Source organism: Alteriqipengyuania triglochinis (genome assembly GCF_054655655.1).
In genome coordinates this window covers 541877-558946 of the sequence record NZ_BAAHNC010000003.1, presented here as the reverse complement: position 1 = coordinate 558946, position 17070 = coordinate 541877, and the positions used below count along the sequence as shown (strand labels likewise).

15 protein-coding genes are annotated in these 17070 nt (G+C 66.1%); 5 read left to right on the top strand and 10 right to left on the bottom strand.

Annotation, left to right across the window (positions count from 1 at the left end; all coding sequences use genetic code 11):
* The first annotated feature begins 151 nt into the window (after positions 1 to 151).
* Positions 152 to 1639 carry a lipopolysaccharide biosynthesis protein gene (locus tag ACYQ0L_RS12835; protein WP_459789661.1) on the top strand — a complete coding sequence of 496 codons (1488 nt, stop codon included), beginning with the start codon at positions 152 to 154 and terminating at the stop codon, positions 1637 to 1639.
* On the opposite strand, the gene ACYQ0L_RS12830 is transcribed toward ACYQ0L_RS12835, so the two are convergent.
* Positions 1620 to 2567, bottom strand: coding sequence for a hypothetical protein (locus ACYQ0L_RS12830; RefSeq protein WP_459789660.1), 948 nt, complete (start codon positions 2565 to 2567; stop codon positions 1620 to 1622). The two genes, ACYQ0L_RS12835 and ACYQ0L_RS12830, sit on opposite strands and share 20 nt — an antisense overlap.
* 261 nt (positions 2568 to 2828) lie before the next feature.
* Between ACYQ0L_RS12830 and ACYQ0L_RS12825 the strand changes: the two genes are divergently transcribed.
* Positions 2829 to 4622 (top strand): ABCB family ABC transporter ATP-binding protein/permease, encoded by a 1794-nt coding sequence (locus ACYQ0L_RS12825; RefSeq protein ID WP_459789658.1) that lies wholly within the window; start codon positions 2829 to 2831, stop codon positions 4620 to 4622.
* A gap of 1 nt (position 4623) precedes the next feature.
* Here ACYQ0L_RS12825 and ACYQ0L_RS12820 read toward each other — a convergent pair whose 3' ends face one another.
* Positions 4624 to 5586, bottom strand: a complete 963-nt coding sequence (locus ACYQ0L_RS12820) for an endonuclease/exonuclease/phosphatase family protein (protein ID WP_459789657.1) — start codon at positions 5584 to 5586, stop codon at positions 4624 to 4626.
* A 140-nt stretch (positions 5587 to 5726) separates the two neighbouring features.
* On the opposite strand from ACYQ0L_RS12820, the gene ACYQ0L_RS12815 reads away from it, so the two are divergent.
* Positions 5727 to 7274, top strand: coding sequence for a SulP family inorganic anion transporter (locus tag ACYQ0L_RS12815; RefSeq protein ID WP_459789656.1), 1548 nt, complete (start codon positions 5727 to 5729; stop codon positions 7272 to 7274).
* A gap of 10 nt (positions 7275 to 7284) precedes the next feature.
* Here ACYQ0L_RS12815 and ACYQ0L_RS12810 read toward each other — a convergent pair whose 3' ends face one another.
* From ACYQ0L_RS12810 to ACYQ0L_RS12785, 6 genes are all read right to left on the bottom strand, one after another.
* Entirely contained in the window at positions 7285 to 8487 is a 1203-nt protein-coding gene (locus tag ACYQ0L_RS12810; protein ID WP_459789655.1) for an MFS transporter, read from the bottom strand.
* Positions 8488 to 8543: 56 nt separating this feature from the next.
* On the bottom strand, positions 8544 to 10055 hold the full coding sequence (locus tag ACYQ0L_RS12805; protein ID WP_459789653.1) for a S41 family peptidase: 1512 nt from the start codon (positions 10053 to 10055) through the stop codon (positions 8544 to 8546).
* Between the two features lie 80 nt (positions 10056 to 10135).
* Positions 10136 to 11437 carry an ATP-dependent protease ATPase subunit HslU gene (gene hslU / locus ACYQ0L_RS12800; protein WP_459789652.1) on the bottom strand — a complete coding sequence of 434 codons (1302 nt, stop codon included), beginning with the start codon at positions 11435 to 11437 and terminating at the stop codon, positions 10136 to 10138.
* Between the two features lie 55 nt (positions 11438 to 11492).
* Entirely contained in the window at positions 11493 to 12599 is a 1107-nt protein-coding gene (locus tag ACYQ0L_RS12795) for an FAD-dependent oxidoreductase (protein ID WP_459789651.1), read from the bottom strand.
* 113 nt (positions 12600 to 12712) lie between these two features.
* On the bottom strand, positions 12713 to 13270 hold the full coding sequence (hslV, locus tag ACYQ0L_RS12790) for an ATP-dependent protease subunit HslV (RefSeq protein ID WP_459789650.1): 558 nt from the start codon (positions 13268 to 13270) through the stop codon (positions 12713 to 12715).
* 52 nt (positions 13271 to 13322) lie between these two features.
* A complete protein-coding gene (locus tag ACYQ0L_RS12785) occupies positions 13323 to 13796 on the bottom strand; it encodes an outer membrane protein assembly factor BamE (RefSeq protein WP_459789649.1) in 474 nt (157 codons plus the stop codon).
* Between the two features lie 193 nt (positions 13797 to 13989).
* Here ACYQ0L_RS12785 and ACYQ0L_RS12780 point away from each other — a divergent pair, with 193 nt between their 5' ends.
* Both ACYQ0L_RS12780 and ACYQ0L_RS12775 read left to right on the top strand, forming a co-directional pair.
* Positions 13990 to 14511 (top strand): ubiquinol-cytochrome C chaperone family protein, encoded by a 522-nt coding sequence (locus tag ACYQ0L_RS12780; protein ID WP_459789648.1) that lies wholly within the window; start codon positions 13990 to 13992, stop codon positions 14509 to 14511.
* Positions 14508 to 15074, top strand: a complete 567-nt coding sequence (locus tag ACYQ0L_RS12775) for a YceD family protein (RefSeq protein WP_459789646.1) — start codon at positions 14508 to 14510, stop codon at positions 15072 to 15074. The genes ACYQ0L_RS12780 and ACYQ0L_RS12775 overlap by 4 nt, the downstream gene beginning before the upstream one ends.
* A 24-nt stretch (positions 15075 to 15098) precedes the next feature.
* Here the strand turns inward: ACYQ0L_RS12775 and ACYQ0L_RS12770 are convergent, their stop codons facing one another.
* On the bottom strand, positions 15099 to 15758 hold the full coding sequence (locus tag ACYQ0L_RS12770) for a potassium channel family protein (protein WP_459789644.1): 660 nt from the start codon (positions 15756 to 15758) through the stop codon (positions 15099 to 15101).
* Positions 15748 to 17049, bottom strand: a complete 1302-nt coding sequence (locus ACYQ0L_RS12765; RefSeq protein ID WP_459789643.1) for a TrkH family potassium uptake protein — start codon at positions 17047 to 17049, stop codon at positions 15748 to 15750. The genes ACYQ0L_RS12770 and ACYQ0L_RS12765 overlap by 11 nt, the downstream gene beginning before the upstream one ends.
* Between the last annotated feature and the right edge of the window lie 21 nt (positions 17050 to 17070).

Here is a 17070-nt window from a genome sequence, read left to right as displayed (position 1 = left end):
TAGGGTTTCGGATGCCTACGGAGCTGCCCGGCCCAGCCAGCACGATAGGACTCTTTTGGCACTCACACGGAAATCTGCGATTCTCCACGGCGGAAACATGCTCGTCCCGTTTACCCTATCCCAATGCGTCCCTGCGTAAGACTCGCGCGTGATGGCCACCAGCAAAGACGCCCCTGCCCCCGGACTCGAACCGGCCCCCTCCACATCGCTGCGCGATCTCGTGCGCAGTGCGGTGATCTGGCGCAGCGGAACGCAGATCGTCGGGCAGATCATTACGTGGGGTTCGACCTTCCTGGTGATCCGCATCCTCGATCCGGCGGACTATGGCCTCTATGCCATGGCAGCGGTGGTGCTGAACCTGCTGAGCCTCATCAATGGCTTCGGAATCGCCAATGCCGCGATCCGTGAAGGCGAGCTGCAGCCCCACACGATCCGGCAGGTCTTTGGCATGCTCGTGCTGCTGAATGCGGGCCTGGCGCTCGTGCAGTTTTCCGCCGCCGGTCTGATCGCCAACTATTTCGGCCAGCCGATGGTGGCGGACCTGCTGCGGGTCCAGTGCCTGCTCTATCTGACCAACCCGTTCTCTGCCCTCGCCTATGCATTGCTGAGTCGTCGGATGGATTTTCGCAGCCAGGCGCAGGCCAACCTGGTCTCGGCAATTCTCGGCGCGATCGTCGCCCTGGGCGGTGCGTGGCTCGGCATGGGCGTTTGGGCGCTGGTCGCCGCGCCGCTGACGATGTTCGCCAGCAAGGCACTCCTCACGACGATCAAGGCGCGGGCGTTCATCCTGCCCAGCTTCTCCTTCGCGGGATCGGGCCATCTCGCCAGATACGGCATCACCGTTCTGGGAGGCAGCTTCGCCTGGTTCGTCGCGACGCAGACCGACATCCTGCTGGGCGGGCGGCTGCTGAGCGCGGCGGAGCTCGGCTTTTATACGACCGCGCTGTTCCTGACGCAGATGTTCGTCACCAAGTTCGTTCCGCCGATCAACGAGATTGCCTTTGCCGCCTTCGCACGGATCCAGGACGATCGCGATGCGGTCGCGCGCAGCTTCCTGAAAGCGGTGCGGATCGTCTTCCTCGCCGCAATGCCCTTCTGCCTCGGCATGAGCGCGGTGGCAGAGCCCATGGTCGCGGTGCTGCTGGGCGACAAATGGGCCGCGGCGGCGCCGGTGGTTTTCTTCCTCGGCCTCGCGATGCCCTTCATGGGCATGCAGGTGGTGTTCGGCCCCGCGGTGAGCGCCATCGGCCGACCGGGCATCACGACGCAGACGTCGATCATCGCCGCCGTGCTGCTGACCGCCAGCTACGCGGTCGGCCTGCAATGGGGCATGGTCGGCCTCGCGGCGTCGTGGCTGGTCGGCTACCCGCTGCTGATCGCATGTTCGGCGCGCCTGTGCCTGCCGGTCCTCGGTGTGAGCGCGCGCGATTATCTTGCGGCGCTGGCACCGCCGCTGGCCGCCGGGCTCGTCATGTGGGCGAGCGTGCGCGTGATCGCGCCGTTCACCGGAGACTTCCCCACGATCGTCCAGCTGGCAGCGCAGGTGGCCCTCGGCGGCATCGTCTATTGCGCCGTCATGCTGCTGATCGGGCGCGACCGGGTGCTCGAACTGCTCGAGCTCAGGCAGGCAAGAGGCTGAGCGCTTCGGACTGCGCCTCGCGCAGGCGAGCGATCGCGGCGCGTGTCGCCCGGGCATAGGTACCGCGGTGGTAACGATAGGTACCGATAAAGTGGACGAGGCGCGCATCGGGCGGCACGCCTTCGTCCCAGAAGTTCATGTAGCGATCATAGGGCAGCAGTAGCGGATCGGGCGTGTTCGCGATGACGAAATTGCTGGTCACCTGCTCGCTGCCCCACTCGGCCCACTTCGCGTTACCAAGAAGGCGCTGGGCCTCGGCGGAGAAGGCTTCGGCAAGGCTGCGTCCGGCGGAACAAGGCGCGAAACCCGCGAAGCCCGAACAGCCCCGGACATACTGCACATCGCCGATACCGGGGATCGAAACCCGGTCCATGCGCTGTTCGATCAGGCCCTGCACATGGCTGGTGTCATAGACCTGCTGCTGGCGCGCGATCGCCGCGGCATCCATCAGTTCCGCTTCGACCTCGCCCCGCAAGGTGAAGGAGCGGCCATCGGCGATGGCCTGCACGACTTCGGGCATGGGTCCGCAGGCGACGACATCCGAATCGATCTGGATCACGTAATCCCCACGCCGCAGGTCGAGGATCGTCAGCAAGCGTTCCCATGTGCCCCCGCGCGGGCACTGCCCGGTATCGACTGAGGCGATGGAAATGATCCGCGGATCGCCGCAATGGTGTGCCAGTAGCTCGCGATCGTCAACGGTCAGCGTGCCGTCGTCGAGGATGACGACACGCCCCTGCCCCAGGCCCGCATGGACCGACTTGATCGCGACGAGGTAGGGCAGCAGCACGCGGGTGCCCATCATCGAGAACAGGATCACGCCGTCCTCACGCGGCACGATCGGCGCGGTCTCCAGAATGCCGCGCGCAGCCTTGTTGTATCGGGCCTGCGCGATCCGCTCGGCAATCTTGTCGAAGACATGTCTCATTGCGCGACGGGTATTAGCGATCCGCCGTTAAGGATAGCTTGCGGGCCGCGAATGCGCTTCGCAGACGCGGTACGGGCCCCGTTTTCAGACTGCCGCCGCCATCCGTCACCATGCCTCGCGATCGAACCGCCCACAGCAGCAGGAGGTCAGAGGGAGGCCGAGCCGATTACCAATCAGTCCATGACATTTCGCGCATCGGGAGGAGCTAAGCGGGTGGGCAAGCCTTGCTCACGGCGAGCCGACAGCCCATCTTCTGCGGCAATGCCTCCCGAAACTCCCTCGCAGCAGCGCCCGGCCGACGGGTGGCCCACCCTGCGCCGCTTCCTCCCCTACCTCTGGCCGAAAGACCGGACGGACCTGCGCATCCGCATCGTCATCGCGTTGCTGATGGTGCTGGTTGCCAAGGGCGTCACGCTTGCCCTGCCCTATGCATACCGCGCGGCGGTCGACGCGATGGAGACGCCCGCCAACACCGCCGCCATGGTCGCGATATCCTTCGTGGCCGCCTACGCCGCCGGGCGCTTCGCCAGCGTCGCGTTCGACAATGTGCGCAACATGGTGTTCGAACGGGTCGGCCAGGACGCCACCCGCCAGTTCGCCGAGGACGTGTTCCAGCGGCTGCACCGGCTTTCGCTGCGCTTCCACCTCTCGCGCCGCACCGGCGAGGTGACCAAGACGGTGGAGCGCGGGACCAAGAGCATCGACACGATGCTCTATTTCCTGCTGTTCAACATCGCGCCCACCGTGATCGAGCTGGTTGCGGTGGCGGTGATCTTCTACCTCAATTTCGGGATCGGCTTGGTGCTCGCCACCGCGGTGACGGTGGTCGCCTATATCACCGTCACGCAAATCATCACCGAATGGCGCACGAAACTGCGCCACGAGATGAACGATCTCGACGGGCAAGCCCTGTCGCGCGCGGTCGATTCGCTGCTGAACTACGAGACGGTGAAATATTTCGGGGCGGAGGCGCGCGAGGAAGAACGCTATGCGCACGCGGCGCGGCAATATTCCGAAGCGGCGATCAAGTCCGATTCCTCGCTCGGCCTGCTCAACATCGCCCAGGCGCTCATCACCAATCTGCTGATGGGCGGCGCGATGGCGTACACTGTGTGGGGCTGGAGCCAGGGCAGCCTGACCACCGGCGACCTGGTGTTCGTGAATACCTACCTCGTCCAGCTCTTCCGCCCGCTCGACATGCTTGGCTTCGTCTACCGTACGATCCGGCAGGGGCTGATCGACATGGCGGCCATGTTCCGCCTGATCGATACCGAGGTTGAGGTGAAGGACGTGCCCGGCGCGCCCGCAATCCGGATCGACCGCCCCGGCATCACCTTCGAGAATGTGCATTTCGGCTACGACGAGGATCGCGAAATCCTGCACGGGCTCGACTTCGAGATCCGCGCAGGCGAAACGGTCGCGCTGGTCGGCCCCTCCGGCGCGGGCAAGAGCACGATCGCGCGGCTGCTGTTCCGCTTCTACGACCCGAATGCCGGGCGCATCCTGATCGACGGGCAGGATATCGCGCAGGTGACGCAGGAAAGCCTGCGCGCCGCGATCGGTATCGTCCCGCAGGACAGCGTGCTGTTCAACGACACGATCGGCTACAATATCGGCTACGGACGCGCGAATGCGGACGAGGTCGCGATCCGCGAGGCCGCGCGCGGCGCCGCGATCCTGCCCTTTATCGAACGCCTGCCCGAAAGTTTCGACACGCAGGTGGGCGAACGCGGGCTGAAGCTGTCAGGCGGAGAGAAGCAGCGGGTCGCGATTGCGCGCACGCTGCTGAAAGACCCGCCGATCGTCATCCTGGACGAGGCGACCAGCGCGCTCGATTCGCGGACCGAGCAGGAAATCCTCGCGACGCTCAACCGCGTTGCGCGCGGGCGCACCACGCTTGCCATCGCGCACCGCCTTTCGACCATCGCCGATTCCGACCGCATCCTCGTGCTGGACCATGGCCGTCTCGCCGAACAGGGCCGCCATGTCGAGCTGCTCAGGCGCGACGGCCTTTATGCGGAGATGTGGATGCGCCAGCAGGCCGACGGCGACTAGCTCAAGGCGTGCATATCCGCGCATACAGCGCCCGGTGGTCGGAGCTATTGTCCGGCAGCACCTCGAACTCGGTCAGCTCCAGATCGCCCTTCAGCATCATCTGATCGAGCGGCCAGCCCGCTGCAAGGAAAGCGGAAGGAAACGTAGGGTAGGAGCCCCGGCCGATCCGCGGATCGCGCCATTTGCCGGTGCCGCGAAACTTCGTGGTTGTCCGCGACCAGGGAACATCGTTGAAATCCCCCATCACGAAGGCGTCTGGCAGCCGGTCCGGCGTCTGCGCGCCTGCCCTCACGATGTTCCGGTCGCGCATCTGGGTGTTCCACGTCGGCAACGGCGGCTTGGGATGCAGGCCGATGAATTCCAAGGGCCGCGAGCCGGGCCGCAGCGTGGCGTAGAGCGTCGGCGTGTCTCGGTGGGTGTTCTCGACGATATTGCTCTTCATCACCGGAAGCCGGGTCGCGAAGACGAGGCCGAAAGCATGCGGCTGCGGATGCCGATCGACATGCGGATACTCCGCCAGCACCGGCTCGAGCTGTTCGATCCATTCGCTGTCGGTTTCCATCAGGAAAAGCAGGTCGGGGTCGATCTGCCGGATCTGCTCTGCGACCTGCGCATACTGGTCGTTCTTGACCTTCACGTTGACCGAGAGGGCGGAAAAACAGGTAGATCCTGCGGCCTGCCCGTTATTCTCGTAGGCCAGCTGTGTTCCGGCAAGGAAGCTGTAGGGCCAGATGCGCCAGACATTGATCGCGATCACCAATGCCAGAAGCACGACGGTCAGCCACCGCCAGCGGAACGACACGAACAACGCGGCGAACAGCAGGGTCGCGGCAAGGTATGACATCGGCTCGCGCACCAGATCGACCTGTCGCACGAACCAGGCATCGGTGCTCGACAGCGATACGAGCACCGCAACGAGCATCGCGGTGGCGAGGCCGAGCAGCGTATATCCCAGAGCTTTCACAGTTTTCTCCCCGTTGCCCGATCGCTACCGGAACGGCGAAGCGCTTCCAAGTCCGCGGGACGGCCCATCCTGTGGGGTTGTGTTGCAGCGCAGCATCGTGCACGAGACATGCGTTTCAATCTAAATCGACGGACTTTTACATGACGCCCACCACCGGCGCGCACGCGCATGCATCCAGAACCCAGCGTTGGAAGGCCGACTGGTTCGGCAATGTCCGCGCGGACGTGCTGGCCGGCATCGTGGTGGCGCTGGCGCTGATCCCCGAGGCGATCGGCTTTTCGATCATCGCGGGCGTCGATCCGCGCGTGGGGCTTTACGCATCGGTCGCCATCGCGATGGTGATCGCCTTCACCGGCGGGCGCCCGGGCATGATCTCCGCTGCGACCGCTGCGGTGGCGGTCGTCGTGGTGCCGCTGGTGCGCGATCATGGCGTGGAATACCTGTTCGCAGCGACGATCCTGATGGGCATCTTTCAGGGCATTGCCGCGCTGCTTAAGCTCAACCTGCTGATGCAGTTCGTATCCCGTAGCGTCATCACCGGCTTCGTCAACGCGCTCGCGATCCTGATCTTCATGGCGCAGCTGCCCCAGCTCGATCCTACCAATGAGGGTGTGAACTGGATCACCTATGCGATGGTCGCAGGCGGGCTTGCGATGATCTACCTCGTGCCGCGGATCACGACCGCGATCCCCAGCCCGCTGGTGGCGATCATCGTGCTGACCTGCCTGTCGCTATGGCTGGGTTCGCCGGTCAACACCGTGTCCGACATGGGCGAGCTGCCGCAGGGGCTGCCCTTCTTCATGCTGCCCGACGTCCCGCTGACATGGGAGACCCTGGCGATCATCGCGCCCTATTCGCTCACCATGGCGGCAGTCGGATTGCTCGAAAGCCTGCTCACTGCGCAGATCGTCGACGACATGACGCACACCGGGAGCGACAAGCGGCGCGAGTGCGGCGGACAGGGCATTGCCAACATCGTCGCCGCCCTGTTCGGCGGCATGGGCGGTTGCGCGATGATCGGCCAGTCGGTCATCAACGTGACGTCCGGCGGCCGCGGGCGGCTTTCCACCTTCACTGCAGGCCTGGCGCTGCTCATCATGCTGGTCCTGCTCGGCGGGATCGTCGGCCAGGTGCCCATGCCCGCGTTGGTTGCGATCATGATCATGGTGAGTATCGGCACGTTCAGCTGGAACTCGATCCCCAACCTGCGCGTGCACCCGTGGCAGAGCTCGATGGTGATGTTCGTCACCGTCGCGGTGGTGGTGTTCACCCACAACCTCGCCATCGGTGTGCTGGTGGGCGTGCTGCTGTCGGGCATCTTCTTCGTCCAGAAGGTGATGCACATGTTCGAGGTGGAGCGCACCCGCACGGTGACAGAGGAAGGCGAGACCGCCACCTACACCGCGCATGGCGAGATCTTCTTCGGCAGCGTCGCACGGTTCGAAGCCGCGCTGGGCCCGGAAAGCCTACAGCCCGACCCGGCCGATCACGTGATCATCGACGTCAGCCGCGCGCACTTCTGGGACATCTCCGCCATCGGTGCGCTCGACAAGGTGGTGGAGCGCATGCGGATGCATGGCCGCAGCGTGCAAGTCGTCGGGCTGAACGAGGCGAGCGCCGACCTGGTCGACCGCCACGGCGCGACCGACCGCACGGGCGTGGAGATCGGCCTGGCGCCGCATCCGTGAAGATGCGGGCCTAGCCTGTCGGCCGGTCTCTGTGCCCGTACAGGCGGTAACCCATGAAGGCGATCGCGGTCAGCGTGAGGCACGACAGCAGGATCGCCAGCGCGGTGCCGTGCCAGCCATAGGCCTCGAACAGCGCGGTGCCCGCGATGCTGCCGATGCCGCCGCCGATGAACATCATCACGATGTAGATCGTGGTCAGTCGCGTGCGCAGCTCGGGCTCGAGCGAGAGGAACGTCATCCGGCTGGTCACGTCGATCGCGGGGCCCACGATATTGCCGAGCAGGATCGGGATCATCAGCAGCCACAGGTTGTCGCCGAAGGGCAGCAGCAGAGAAATGCCTGCCGCCTGCACCACCGCGAACCACACGCGCGCCTTGCGCGGGCCGATCCGGTCCGCCAGCCGCCCCCAATAGGGGGTCGAGAACACGCTCACCGCCGCGAAGCCGGCGAGGTAGCCGACCACATCGGTCCCGTATCCCATCTCCGGCCCGGTCAGGTGCAGCGCCAGTGCCAGCCACAGCGCGATGAACTGCGCGAAGCCGATCGCCTGGATGGCGCCCGACAGCAGGATCTCGCGCCTCTCGCGCGCCAGCGCGAGAAGCGAGACGATCAGCGCGCCATAGCTCAGCCTGCTCGGGTCCTTGTCGCGCACGCCCTTTTCCATGATGGTGGGCAGCGCCAGCGTGATCGCGATCATCAGCCCGCTCGCGATCCAGTAGACGGTGCGCCAGCCGTAATGTTCGGCGACAACGCCGGCGCCCACCCGCGCGACGAGAATGCCGAAAATCACGCCTGCGGTGAGCAACGCGGTCACCTGGCCCAGCCGCTCGGGCGCGACGCGCTTCGATGCGTAGGCGGGCAGCAGGTAGGGCGCGATGGTGAAGAAGCCGAGCAGCGTCGATCCGACGGTGAACAGTGTCAGCCCCTGCGCCAGCGTCATGACCACCAGCCCGCCGCACTGGCCGATGGTGAACAGGATGGTGAGCGTACGGTTGGAAAAGCGATCGCCCAGCGGCAGCAGCAGCAGGATGCCCAGCGCCAGCGCCAGCTGGTTGAGCGCCGGGACCAGCCCGATCTGCGACGCGCTGACCCCGAAATCGCGCGCGACGTCGCCGATGATCGGGTGGATGTAATAGGCATTGGCAGTCACCACCGCCGCCGCGACGGCGAGCCAGTATTCCTGCGCTGTGGTGAGACGGGTCGGTTCGTTCATGCGCGTCCGCCTTCGGGGGTGGAGGCAGTGCGGTCAAGCGGCGATGGCTGGCGCTGCTACCTTGCCGCCAGGTCGTTCTCGATCGCATCGAGGAAGGCACTGGTCGACCAGTCGAGATCGGTCATCTCGATATCGGCGGAATAGACTTCGCCCCAGCCGCGCTTGCGACCGACATAGACCTTGTTCGGAATCGTCACGATGCCCGGCCCGGCGGGCAGGTCTTCGGTGCGCACGTCCATATAGGTCGAATCGGCCGAAGACGGCGCACCGATCAGCGTCACGTTCTCGAACGGCGTGAAATAGTCGAGCGCGTCGAGACATGCGCTCGCGCAATTGCCCGCCACGATGACATAGACGGTCGTCGCGAAGTCGGTTTCGGGTGAGGTCTCGCGCGCCGTCTCAGCGGCGGTCTCCTCCTCGAGCGCGCTTTCGGCAAAGAACACCTCGCCGCGCTCGTGCGCGGCGCGCATTCCTTCGGCGAGGCGCGCGATGAAGTCGGCCACTTCATCTTCGCCATTGGCGCGGAAATCCGCCTCGACCGAGGCGATATAGGCGGTGTTGCCGGGGCTGGTGCGCCAGAGCACATCGGCCGAGGATACCGTTCGGGCCTCGACCGCGTCCTCGCCCCACAGGATGTCGGCCAGCCGCTCGCTCCACCGCGAGCCCCCACCGCCATTGCGGCGCAGGTCGAGCACGAGTGCGCGGGCGTCCTTCAATTCGTCGCGCCGCGCACGCACATCGGCATAGAGCGCGTCGAAGGCGGCCACGCCGGCTTCGTCAGGGTCGAAATCCTGCAGACCGATGAAGTAGATGCCATCGCGTTTCTCGCTCAGCGCGGTGGGTTCGCGGTCGCCCCAAAAGCCGATGCTGCGCCACTTTTCCTCGTCCTTGCTCAGCGGCCGCCAGTCGAATGCAACTTCGGTTTGCGCGCCGTCGGGGAGCTTGAAAGTGCACGATCTCGGCTGCTCGTCCTGCAGTCCGGCCGAAGCGTAGAACAGCTGCATGGGACGCACCCACCACTGCCCCGCCTCGTTCGGGCGGAAGTACCGCATCGTGAGGCGATCGCGCAGGAAGGCTTCGATCGGTTCTCCTTCGCAGGAGACGAACCGCGCGCCGTAGAGCGGATCTGCCTTATCCTGCGTGCGCACGAACAGCCCTTCGCCGCGCCATACCGCGATGAAACCCGGCCATACCGGCTCTCCATCGCTCTGGGAGCCGGAGGGAACGCCAGCCCCGGCGTGCCCGTCCTGCAGCACGGCGGAAAACTCTGCGAGCGCCCGCGAATAGCCGCGCAGGTCCTGCGCCTTTGCGGCAGCCTCCAGACCGCGGGCACGCGCCTGCGCCAGCTGCGCCGGGAAGCCCGGATTGGCGAGGTCGTAGATCCCGGGATGGTTGCGCACGAAGGCGTCGTAAGCGGCCAGCACGTCGCGCCGCGCCGTGTCGGCCCAGTCGGTCGGCTCCGCCGCGGACGCAGGCGTCGCCGGATCGCGCCCATCCTGCGCGAGCGCGGGCGCCGCGGGCGTGGAAAGAACCATAAGGGCGGCGGCAAATCGCGTGATCGAGCTCATCCGCCGGACGCTATCCGCGCGACAGACCGCGTCAATCCGCAACCAACGGCCGACGCGATCCATCGACGAACGTCATGCGATCACAGGATATACTTGCTCAGATCCGTATCCCTGGCGAGATCGTCCAGCCGCTCGCGCACGTAGGCCGCGTCGATGGTGACGGTTTCGCCCGCGTGCTCTTCGGCCTCGAAGCTGATGTCTTCCACCAGCCGCTCCATGACGGTCTGCAGACGACGTGCGCCGATATTCTCGACCGCCTCGTTCACCTGCGCGGCGATCTTGGCAACCTCGTGGACCGCCTCGTCGGTGATATCGAGCGTGACCTTCTCGGTCCCGATCAGCGCGGTGTATTGCTGGACGAGGTTGGCGCGGGTCTCGCTGAGGATCCGCACGAAGTCCTCTTCGGTCAGCGCGCGCAGCTCGACGCGGATCGGCAGGCGGCCCTGCAGTTCGGGCAGCATGTCGCTCGGCTTGGAGACGTGGAACGCGCCGCTCGCAATGAACAGCACGTGGTCGGTCTTCATCGGGCCATGCTTGGTCGCCACGGTCGTGCCCTCGATCAGCGGTAGCAGGTCGCGCTGCACGCCTTCGCGGCTCACCGTGCCGCCACGCTGGTCGGAGACGGCGATCTTGTCGATCTCGTCGAGGAAGACGATCCCGTTCGTTTCGGCATTCTGCAGCGCGACGCGGGCGACATCGTCCTGGTCCATGCGCTTTTCGGCCTCTTCGTCGACGAGGCGATCCCACGCTTCGGGCACGCGCAGCTTGCGGCGGCTGGTGGGCTTCTTGCCCATCGCCTTGCCGAACATGTCGGAAAGGTCGATCATGCCGACATTGCCGCCCATGCCGGGGATGTCCATCGTGGTCGCAGGCTGGTCCTGCACCTCGATCTCGACCTCGACGTCGTTCATCGCATTCTGCGTGATCCGTTCGCGGAAGCTCTGGCGCGTGGCCTCGGAGGCGTTGTCGCCCACCAGCGCATCGAGCAGGCGTTCCATGGCCGCGTCGCTGGCGCTTTCGCGCACGGCCTCGCGCCGCCGGTCCTTCTCCAGCCGGATCGCTTCTTCGACGAGGTCGCGGGCGATCTGTTCGACATCGCGGCCGACGTACCCGACCTCGGTGAACTTGGTCGCTTCCACCTTCACGAAGGGCGCTTCGGCGAGGCGCGCAAGACGGCGGCTGATTTCGGTCTTCCCGCAGCCGGTCGGGCCGATCATCAGGATGTTCTTGGGCGTCACCTCGTCGCGCAGGTCCGGGCCGAGGCGCTGGCGGCGCCATCGGTTGCGCAGCGCCACGGCGACCGCGCGCTTGGCTTCCTTCTGGCCGATAATGTGTTCGTCGAGAGCGGCCACGATGGCCTTGGGCGTAAGGTTATCTGTCATCGCCGGGGCATTTGGGAGGCGCACGCCTCCATCGCAAGGCGGCAGGGCAGAAAGCCTACACGCCGCACCGCATCCGCCGATTGAAACTGGCATGTGCCGCAAGGATGCCGGCAATGTCTCGGGGCTGCGGCGTCGCGTCCCAGACCCCGCGTTCGTAGGTACCGCCCAGCACGATGCCGTCGGGCCGCGGGAACATGTAGCCGACGGGTCCGGTATAGGCGTGCCTGATCTCGGATTGCGGCAGCAGGATCGCCAGCTGGCCACGGATAGGCACCAGGCCATCGTCCCCGAACAATGCGCGGGCGCCCAGCCCGGTGCAGTTGAACACCAGCCGCTCGGGCAGAGCCGCAATCTCTGCGGGCGAGGCAAATGCGCGCCGCTCGATCGTCGCGCCGCCGATCCGCAGGTCGCGCGTGAGGTGTGCGAGCCAGCGCCCGGTCTCTACATACATCGTGCGCCATTCGCGCATCAGCGGTTGCGGGAACGGATGCTCGCCCTCCCGCAGCAGGCGCGCGGCGGGCATGATCCGACGGTCCAGATCGCTCAGCGGTCGCCCACGCGTCGCGTCGTAGGTGGTGTGCCAGCGAACCCCGGTATCCTCGCCGACCGAGATCTGGAACCGGCGATAGCTGTAATCGACCGCCGCCGCGTACTGGCGGCGAAACGCGTCGTCGACCGCCGAGTCATCGAACACGCTGGTCGGATTGACCTGCCCGCCCGCCACGTTCGAGGTCGTATGCGGCGGCAGGTTCTCCGCATAGATGCGGACCCGATACCCGGCCTCCTGAAGCAGCTTCGCGGTCGTCAGGCCGAGCGCACCGGCCCCGATCACCGCGACCGGGCCGGAATGCCCCGGCAGGCCCAGATCGACCGCGAGACGCGAGCTGCCCCAGCTCAGCGTGATGCCTCCGCCGCCATGGCCATAGTTGTGGATGACGCGCGTCTCGCCCAGCTGTTGCGCGCGGACCACGAAGCCAGTTTCGCGAAAAGGCCGCAATCCAGCAACGGTCCGGATCACACGATCGGGGCTGACGTTCACGCGTGGCAGACAAAGGGGCGCAGGCGCGCTCGCCGGAACGGTCGATGACGTGGCGCACCCACCCAGGGCGAGCGAAAGGCCGCTGGCCCCACCTGCGGCCAGCAGCCGACGACGATCCAGCATCGTACCCGCCATAAAGCAGTGCCCCCGGTAATGCGTTCGATCCCGCAAAGCGCGTTATGCGCAGGCCGGTAGTAGCGCAACAACCGCGCGTCGTGACGAGCGGTTTGGGTGGCTCAGACCGTTTCGAGCGTGACCTGGTCGTTGGTAAAGACGCAGACTTCGGACGCGACCTGCATGGCGCGCCGCGCGATCTTTTCGGGGTCGGTCTCGTAGTCCGAAAGCGCGCGCGCAGCGGCGAGCGCATAGTTGCCGCCCGATCCGATCGCGGCGATCCCGCCTTCGGGTTCCAGCACATCGCCATTGCCGGTCAGCACCAGCAGCACGTCCTTGTCGGCCACAATCATCAGCGCTTCGAGATTGCGCAGGTACTTGTCGGTCCGCCAGTCCTTGGCCAGCTCGACCGCGGCGCGCATCAGCTGGCCCGAATACTGGTCCAGCTTGCGCTCGAGCCGCTCGAACAGCGTGAAGGCATCGGCGGTCGCACCGGCAAATCCGGCGACGACCTTGCCCTCGCCGATCCGGCGGACTTTGCGGGCATTGGGCTTCATCACCGTGTTGCCCATGGAAACCTGGCCATCACCCGCAAGGACGGTGGTGTCCCCGCGCTTGACGCCGATGATCGTTGTGCCGTGCCATTGTTGCAGGCCGTGGGCCGATGCGCTGTCTGTCATGCCGCGCGATATGGGGCGGGTGCGCGCGCTATCAAGCGCAAGTGCACGCCGATCAGCGGCCCGGACCGCCGCCCGGCGCACCGGCACCCGGCGCACCGACGGTACCGATATTTCCGAACAGATCTTCCAGGAAGCCGCGCTCGCGGCCCAGGGTCGGCGTCGCGTCGCCATCGGGGGTCAGATAGACCACCTCGTCGATTCCCGACTTGTCGGCCGCGACGACATTGCCCGCACCGTCGAAGCGCACCGCCAGAACATTCTGCTCCACGATCCGCGGGCGAACGAACGGTTTGCGGCCCGTGGTGCTGGACACATAGTACCAGGTTTCCGGTCCGAACTGGCTGGTGAAGGTGGGACGGCCCAGCGTCGCCTGGACCGACTGCTGGTTGTCAATCCCCGGCTGGACGAGGGAAATCAGCCGTCCATCGGCAAAATAGCCGCGCTTTTCGCGGATCGACGTGCAGCCGCCCGCCGACACCAGCAGCCCCAGCAGAACGACCGGAGCAATAGCCTTCACGATGCGCATAAACAGTCAAACCCTCTTAGCAAATCCAGCGTGCGCCCTTTTGTGCGCGGGCGCACGCGCTATATCGTGGCGCGAGCCTTACGGCCTCGCCCGTCCCCGCGCAATGGCACCGCATACCGAGTGTCCGCAACGCAGGGATCGCGGCAGATGTGGCCCGCTCGCTTGAATTGCCGCTGAATAAGGACTCCCGCCCGTGTCGTTTCTTTCCCGCCTGCTGGGCACCCAAGCCGATCCGCGCGAGTCTTGGCGCCCGCTGTGGCACACGTTGGTGGGCATCGCGCGCGAGGAACACTGGTACGCGACACGCGGCGCGGCGGATACGCTGGACGGGCGGTTCGACATGATCTCGATGCTCACCGCGCTGTTCATGCTGCGGCTGGAGAGCGAGCCCGAAGGCATCCCCGCCGCAGCGCGCCTGACCGAACTTTTCGTCGAGGATATGGAAGGCCAGATGCGCGAGGCGGGCATCGGCGATCCCACGGTTGGCAAGATGATGGGCCGGATGATGGCGACGCTCGGCGGCCGGGCGGGCACGCTGCGCGTGGCGCTGGCGCAGCCCGGCGACGAGGAACTGGCCGGCGTGGTGGAGCGCAACATGCACCTTGCGGACGAGGAAAACGGACCGCACGCCATCGCACAGGGGCTCCGGGCACTGCACGCGCGGCTGGTCCGCACCGATTACGCCATGCTTCAGCGCGGTGAGGTGGCCGAATGACCGACGACGCCATCCCCCCTGCCCCCGCACCCGCACCCGAATTCCGGCGCCCGATCTCGCTGCGCCAGATCCCGGGCCAGCCGGTCGAGCTGACGGCCACCGAGGCCGAGCGTACGGCGCTTGCAAAGCGCTTCGGCATCAGCGCGGTCGACCGGCTGGTGGCGCGCATCTCGCTCGACCGTCAGGGCGAGCGGATCTCGGCCGAGGGCACACTGGAGGCGGACATCGTGCAGCCCTGCGCGGTCTCCGGAGAGGACTTCCCCGTCTCGATCGAGGAGGACGTGGCCCTGCGTTTCGTACCCGAAGGATCGATCCACCCCTCGCTGCAGGAGGGCGACGATATCGAGATCGAGCTGGAAGAAGGCGACCTCGACGAGATCGAATATTCGGGCGACAGCTTCGACTTGGGGGAAGCCGTGGCGCAGACGCTCGCGCTGGCGATAGACCCCTATGCCGAAGGCCCGAATGCCGACGCCGCGCGCGAAAAGGCCGGGATCAAAACCGACGACGCGCCCAGCGGACCGCTGGCAGAAGCACTCGGCGCGGCGTTGAAGAAGGGCTGACGCGGCCCGCCGCCGGTGCGGCGGTCAGATGGCCGAGAACTTCTCGATATCGCGGATCCTGCCCGAGACGACCAGTTCGTCGTCGGGGAAGATGATCGTGTCGGGTACGGCATGGATGAAATCTTCGCCGTGGCGCTTCACGCCCACGACCGTCACGTCGTACTTCTTGCGGCATTCGCTGGTCACCAGCGGCAGGCCGTGGATCGGCTCGGGCGCGGCGAGCTTGGCGATCGCGAATTCGTCACCGAAGGCGATGAAATCGAGCAACCGCTCGTTCAGCAGGTGCGCCACGCGTTCGCCCATGCGCTGTTCGGGGAAGACGACATGCGTCGCACCGGTCCGCTCGAGAATCCGCGCGTGCTTGTCGTTTGTGGCCTTGGCCCAGATGTTCGTCAGCCCCAGGTCCGCCAGTGCGAGCACGGTCAGCACGCTGGCTTCGATATCGGTGCCGATGGCGACAACGGCTGCGTCGAAATCCTTCGCGCCGAGGCGTTCCAGCGTGGTCGTCTCGGTCGCGTCGGCCTCCACCACCTTGGTCAGGTCGCGCGCGAATTCCTGGACCAGCGCGCCGTCGGTATCGAGCGCCAGCACCTCGTGCCCCATCCGCTCCAGCGTCTTGGCGACTGCGCCGCCGAACCGGCCAAGGCCGATCACGAGTATGGGTTTGCGCCTGTCAGCCGACAATGGGGTTCTCCTGCGGATAGCGATAGGGGCGTTCGCGCCCGCCGAGGGCAAGCGCGGTGGCGACGGTGATGGTTCCCACCCGGCCTACGAACATCAGCATGATCAGAACCAGCAGCGCGGTCGGCGGCAGTTTGGCGGTGATGCCGGTGGAAAGGCCGACGGTGGAGAAGGCGGAGATTGTCTCGAACAGGATGTCGTCGAGCGGGAGCGGGCTGATCGACGCGATATAGGTGGTGGAAGCAAAGATCAGCGAGGCGGAGAGCACGGTCACCGCCAGCGCCTGCCGTTCGATCTCGCGCCCGAAGCGGCGCTGGAACATGCCCGCATCGCGGCGGCCGAACACCTCCGACAGCACGATCGCGAATAGGACGAAGAAGGTCGTCACCTTGATCCCGCCTGCGGTCCCCGCACTGCCCCCGCCGATGAACATGAGGAAGAAGTTCGTCATGATCGTCTCGTCGTGGAAGGCGCCGACATTCAGGCTGTTGAACCCGGCGGTGCGCGGCATGACCGAATGGAACGCAGCGTTGAGGATCTTCGCGCCCCACCCCATCGGGCCCAGTGTACCGGGATTGTGCCATTCCATCGCGAGGATCGCAGCGAAGCCGCCCAGCAGCAATGCGACGGTCCCCGCGACCGTGACCTTGGTGTGAAGCGACCAGCGACGCCAGACGACGCCGTTCGTGCGGATGTCCTGCATGACGGGAAAGCCCAGCGCGGTCAGGATGATGGACAGCATGATCGGGACCAGGATCAGCGGATCGGACTGGAAGCCCATCAGGCTGTCCGAATAGCTGGAGAAGCCCGCATTGTTGAAGGCGCTGACCGAGTGGAAGACCCCGTGCCACAGCGCCAGTGCGGGCGATTCGCCGTAGGCCAGCATCAGCCGCACGGCGAGCACGGCGGCCACGACGCCTTCCACCACAAGGGTGATCCTGAGGATCAGCTTGAGCGCGGAGAGCGCATCGCTCGTCTCCAGCCGGTTGCGTTCCACCTGCGTCGCCATCCGGTCGCGCAGCCCGAAGCCGCGCCCCGCCATCAGGCCGAGCAGTGTCGCGGAGGTCATGATGCCGAACCCGCCGACCTGGAACAGCAGCAGGATGACCCCCTGCCCGAAGCCGGACCAGTAGGTCGGCGTATCCTCCACGATCAGCCCCGTCACTGCGACGGCCGAGGTCGAGGTGAACAGCGCCGTCAGGAAGGGCGCGCGGACGCCCTCGCTAGTCGCGAAAGGCAGGCTGAGCAGGATCGTCCCTATCACGATCGCCCCGAGAAAAAGGAGCGGGATCAAACGAATCGGGTCGCGAAGCGC

Bases quoted from the DNA above. Each gene is read 5' to 3' on its own strand.
- hslV (WP_459789650.1), bottom strand. From the start codon at position 13,270: ATGACAGACAGCGCATCGGCCCACGGCCTGCAACAATGGCACGGCACA.
- ACYQ0L_RS12805 (WP_459789653.1), bottom strand. From the start codon at position 10,055: ATGAGCTCGATCACGCGATTTGCCGCCGCCCTTATGGTTCTTTCCACG.
- ACYQ0L_RS12825 (WP_459789658.1), top strand. From the start codon at position 2,829: ATGCCTCCCGAAACTCCCTCGCAGCAGCGCCCGGCCGACGGGTGGCCC.
- ACYQ0L_RS12775 (WP_459789646.1), top strand. From the start codon at position 14,508: ATGACCGACGACGCCATCCCCCCTGCCCCCGCACCCGCACCCGAATTC.
- hslU (WP_459789652.1), bottom strand. From the start codon at position 11,437: ATGACAGATAACCTTACGCCCAAGGCCATCGTGGCCGCTCTCGACGAA.
- ACYQ0L_RS12810 (WP_459789655.1), bottom strand. From the start codon at position 8,487: ATGAACGAACCGACCCGTCTCACCACAGCGCAGGAATACTGGCTCGCC.
- ACYQ0L_RS12830 (WP_459789660.1), bottom strand. From the start codon at position 2,567: ATGAGACATGTCTTCGACAAGATTGCCGAGCGGATCGCGCAGGCCCGA.
- ACYQ0L_RS12815 (WP_459789656.1), top strand. From the start codon at position 5,727: ATGACGCCCACCACCGGCGCGCACGCGCATGCATCCAGAACCCAGCGT.
- ACYQ0L_RS12835 (WP_459789661.1), top strand. From the start codon at position 152: ATGGCCACCAGCAAAGACGCCCCTGCCCCCGGACTCGAACCGGCCCCC.
- ACYQ0L_RS12795 (WP_459789651.1), bottom strand. From the start codon at position 12,599: ATGCTGGATCGTCGTCGGCTGCTGGCCGCAGGTGGGGCCAGCGGCCTT.
- ACYQ0L_RS12785 (WP_459789649.1), bottom strand. From the start codon at position 13,796: ATGCGCATCGTGAAGGCTATTGCTCCGGTCGTTCTGCTGGGGCTGCTG.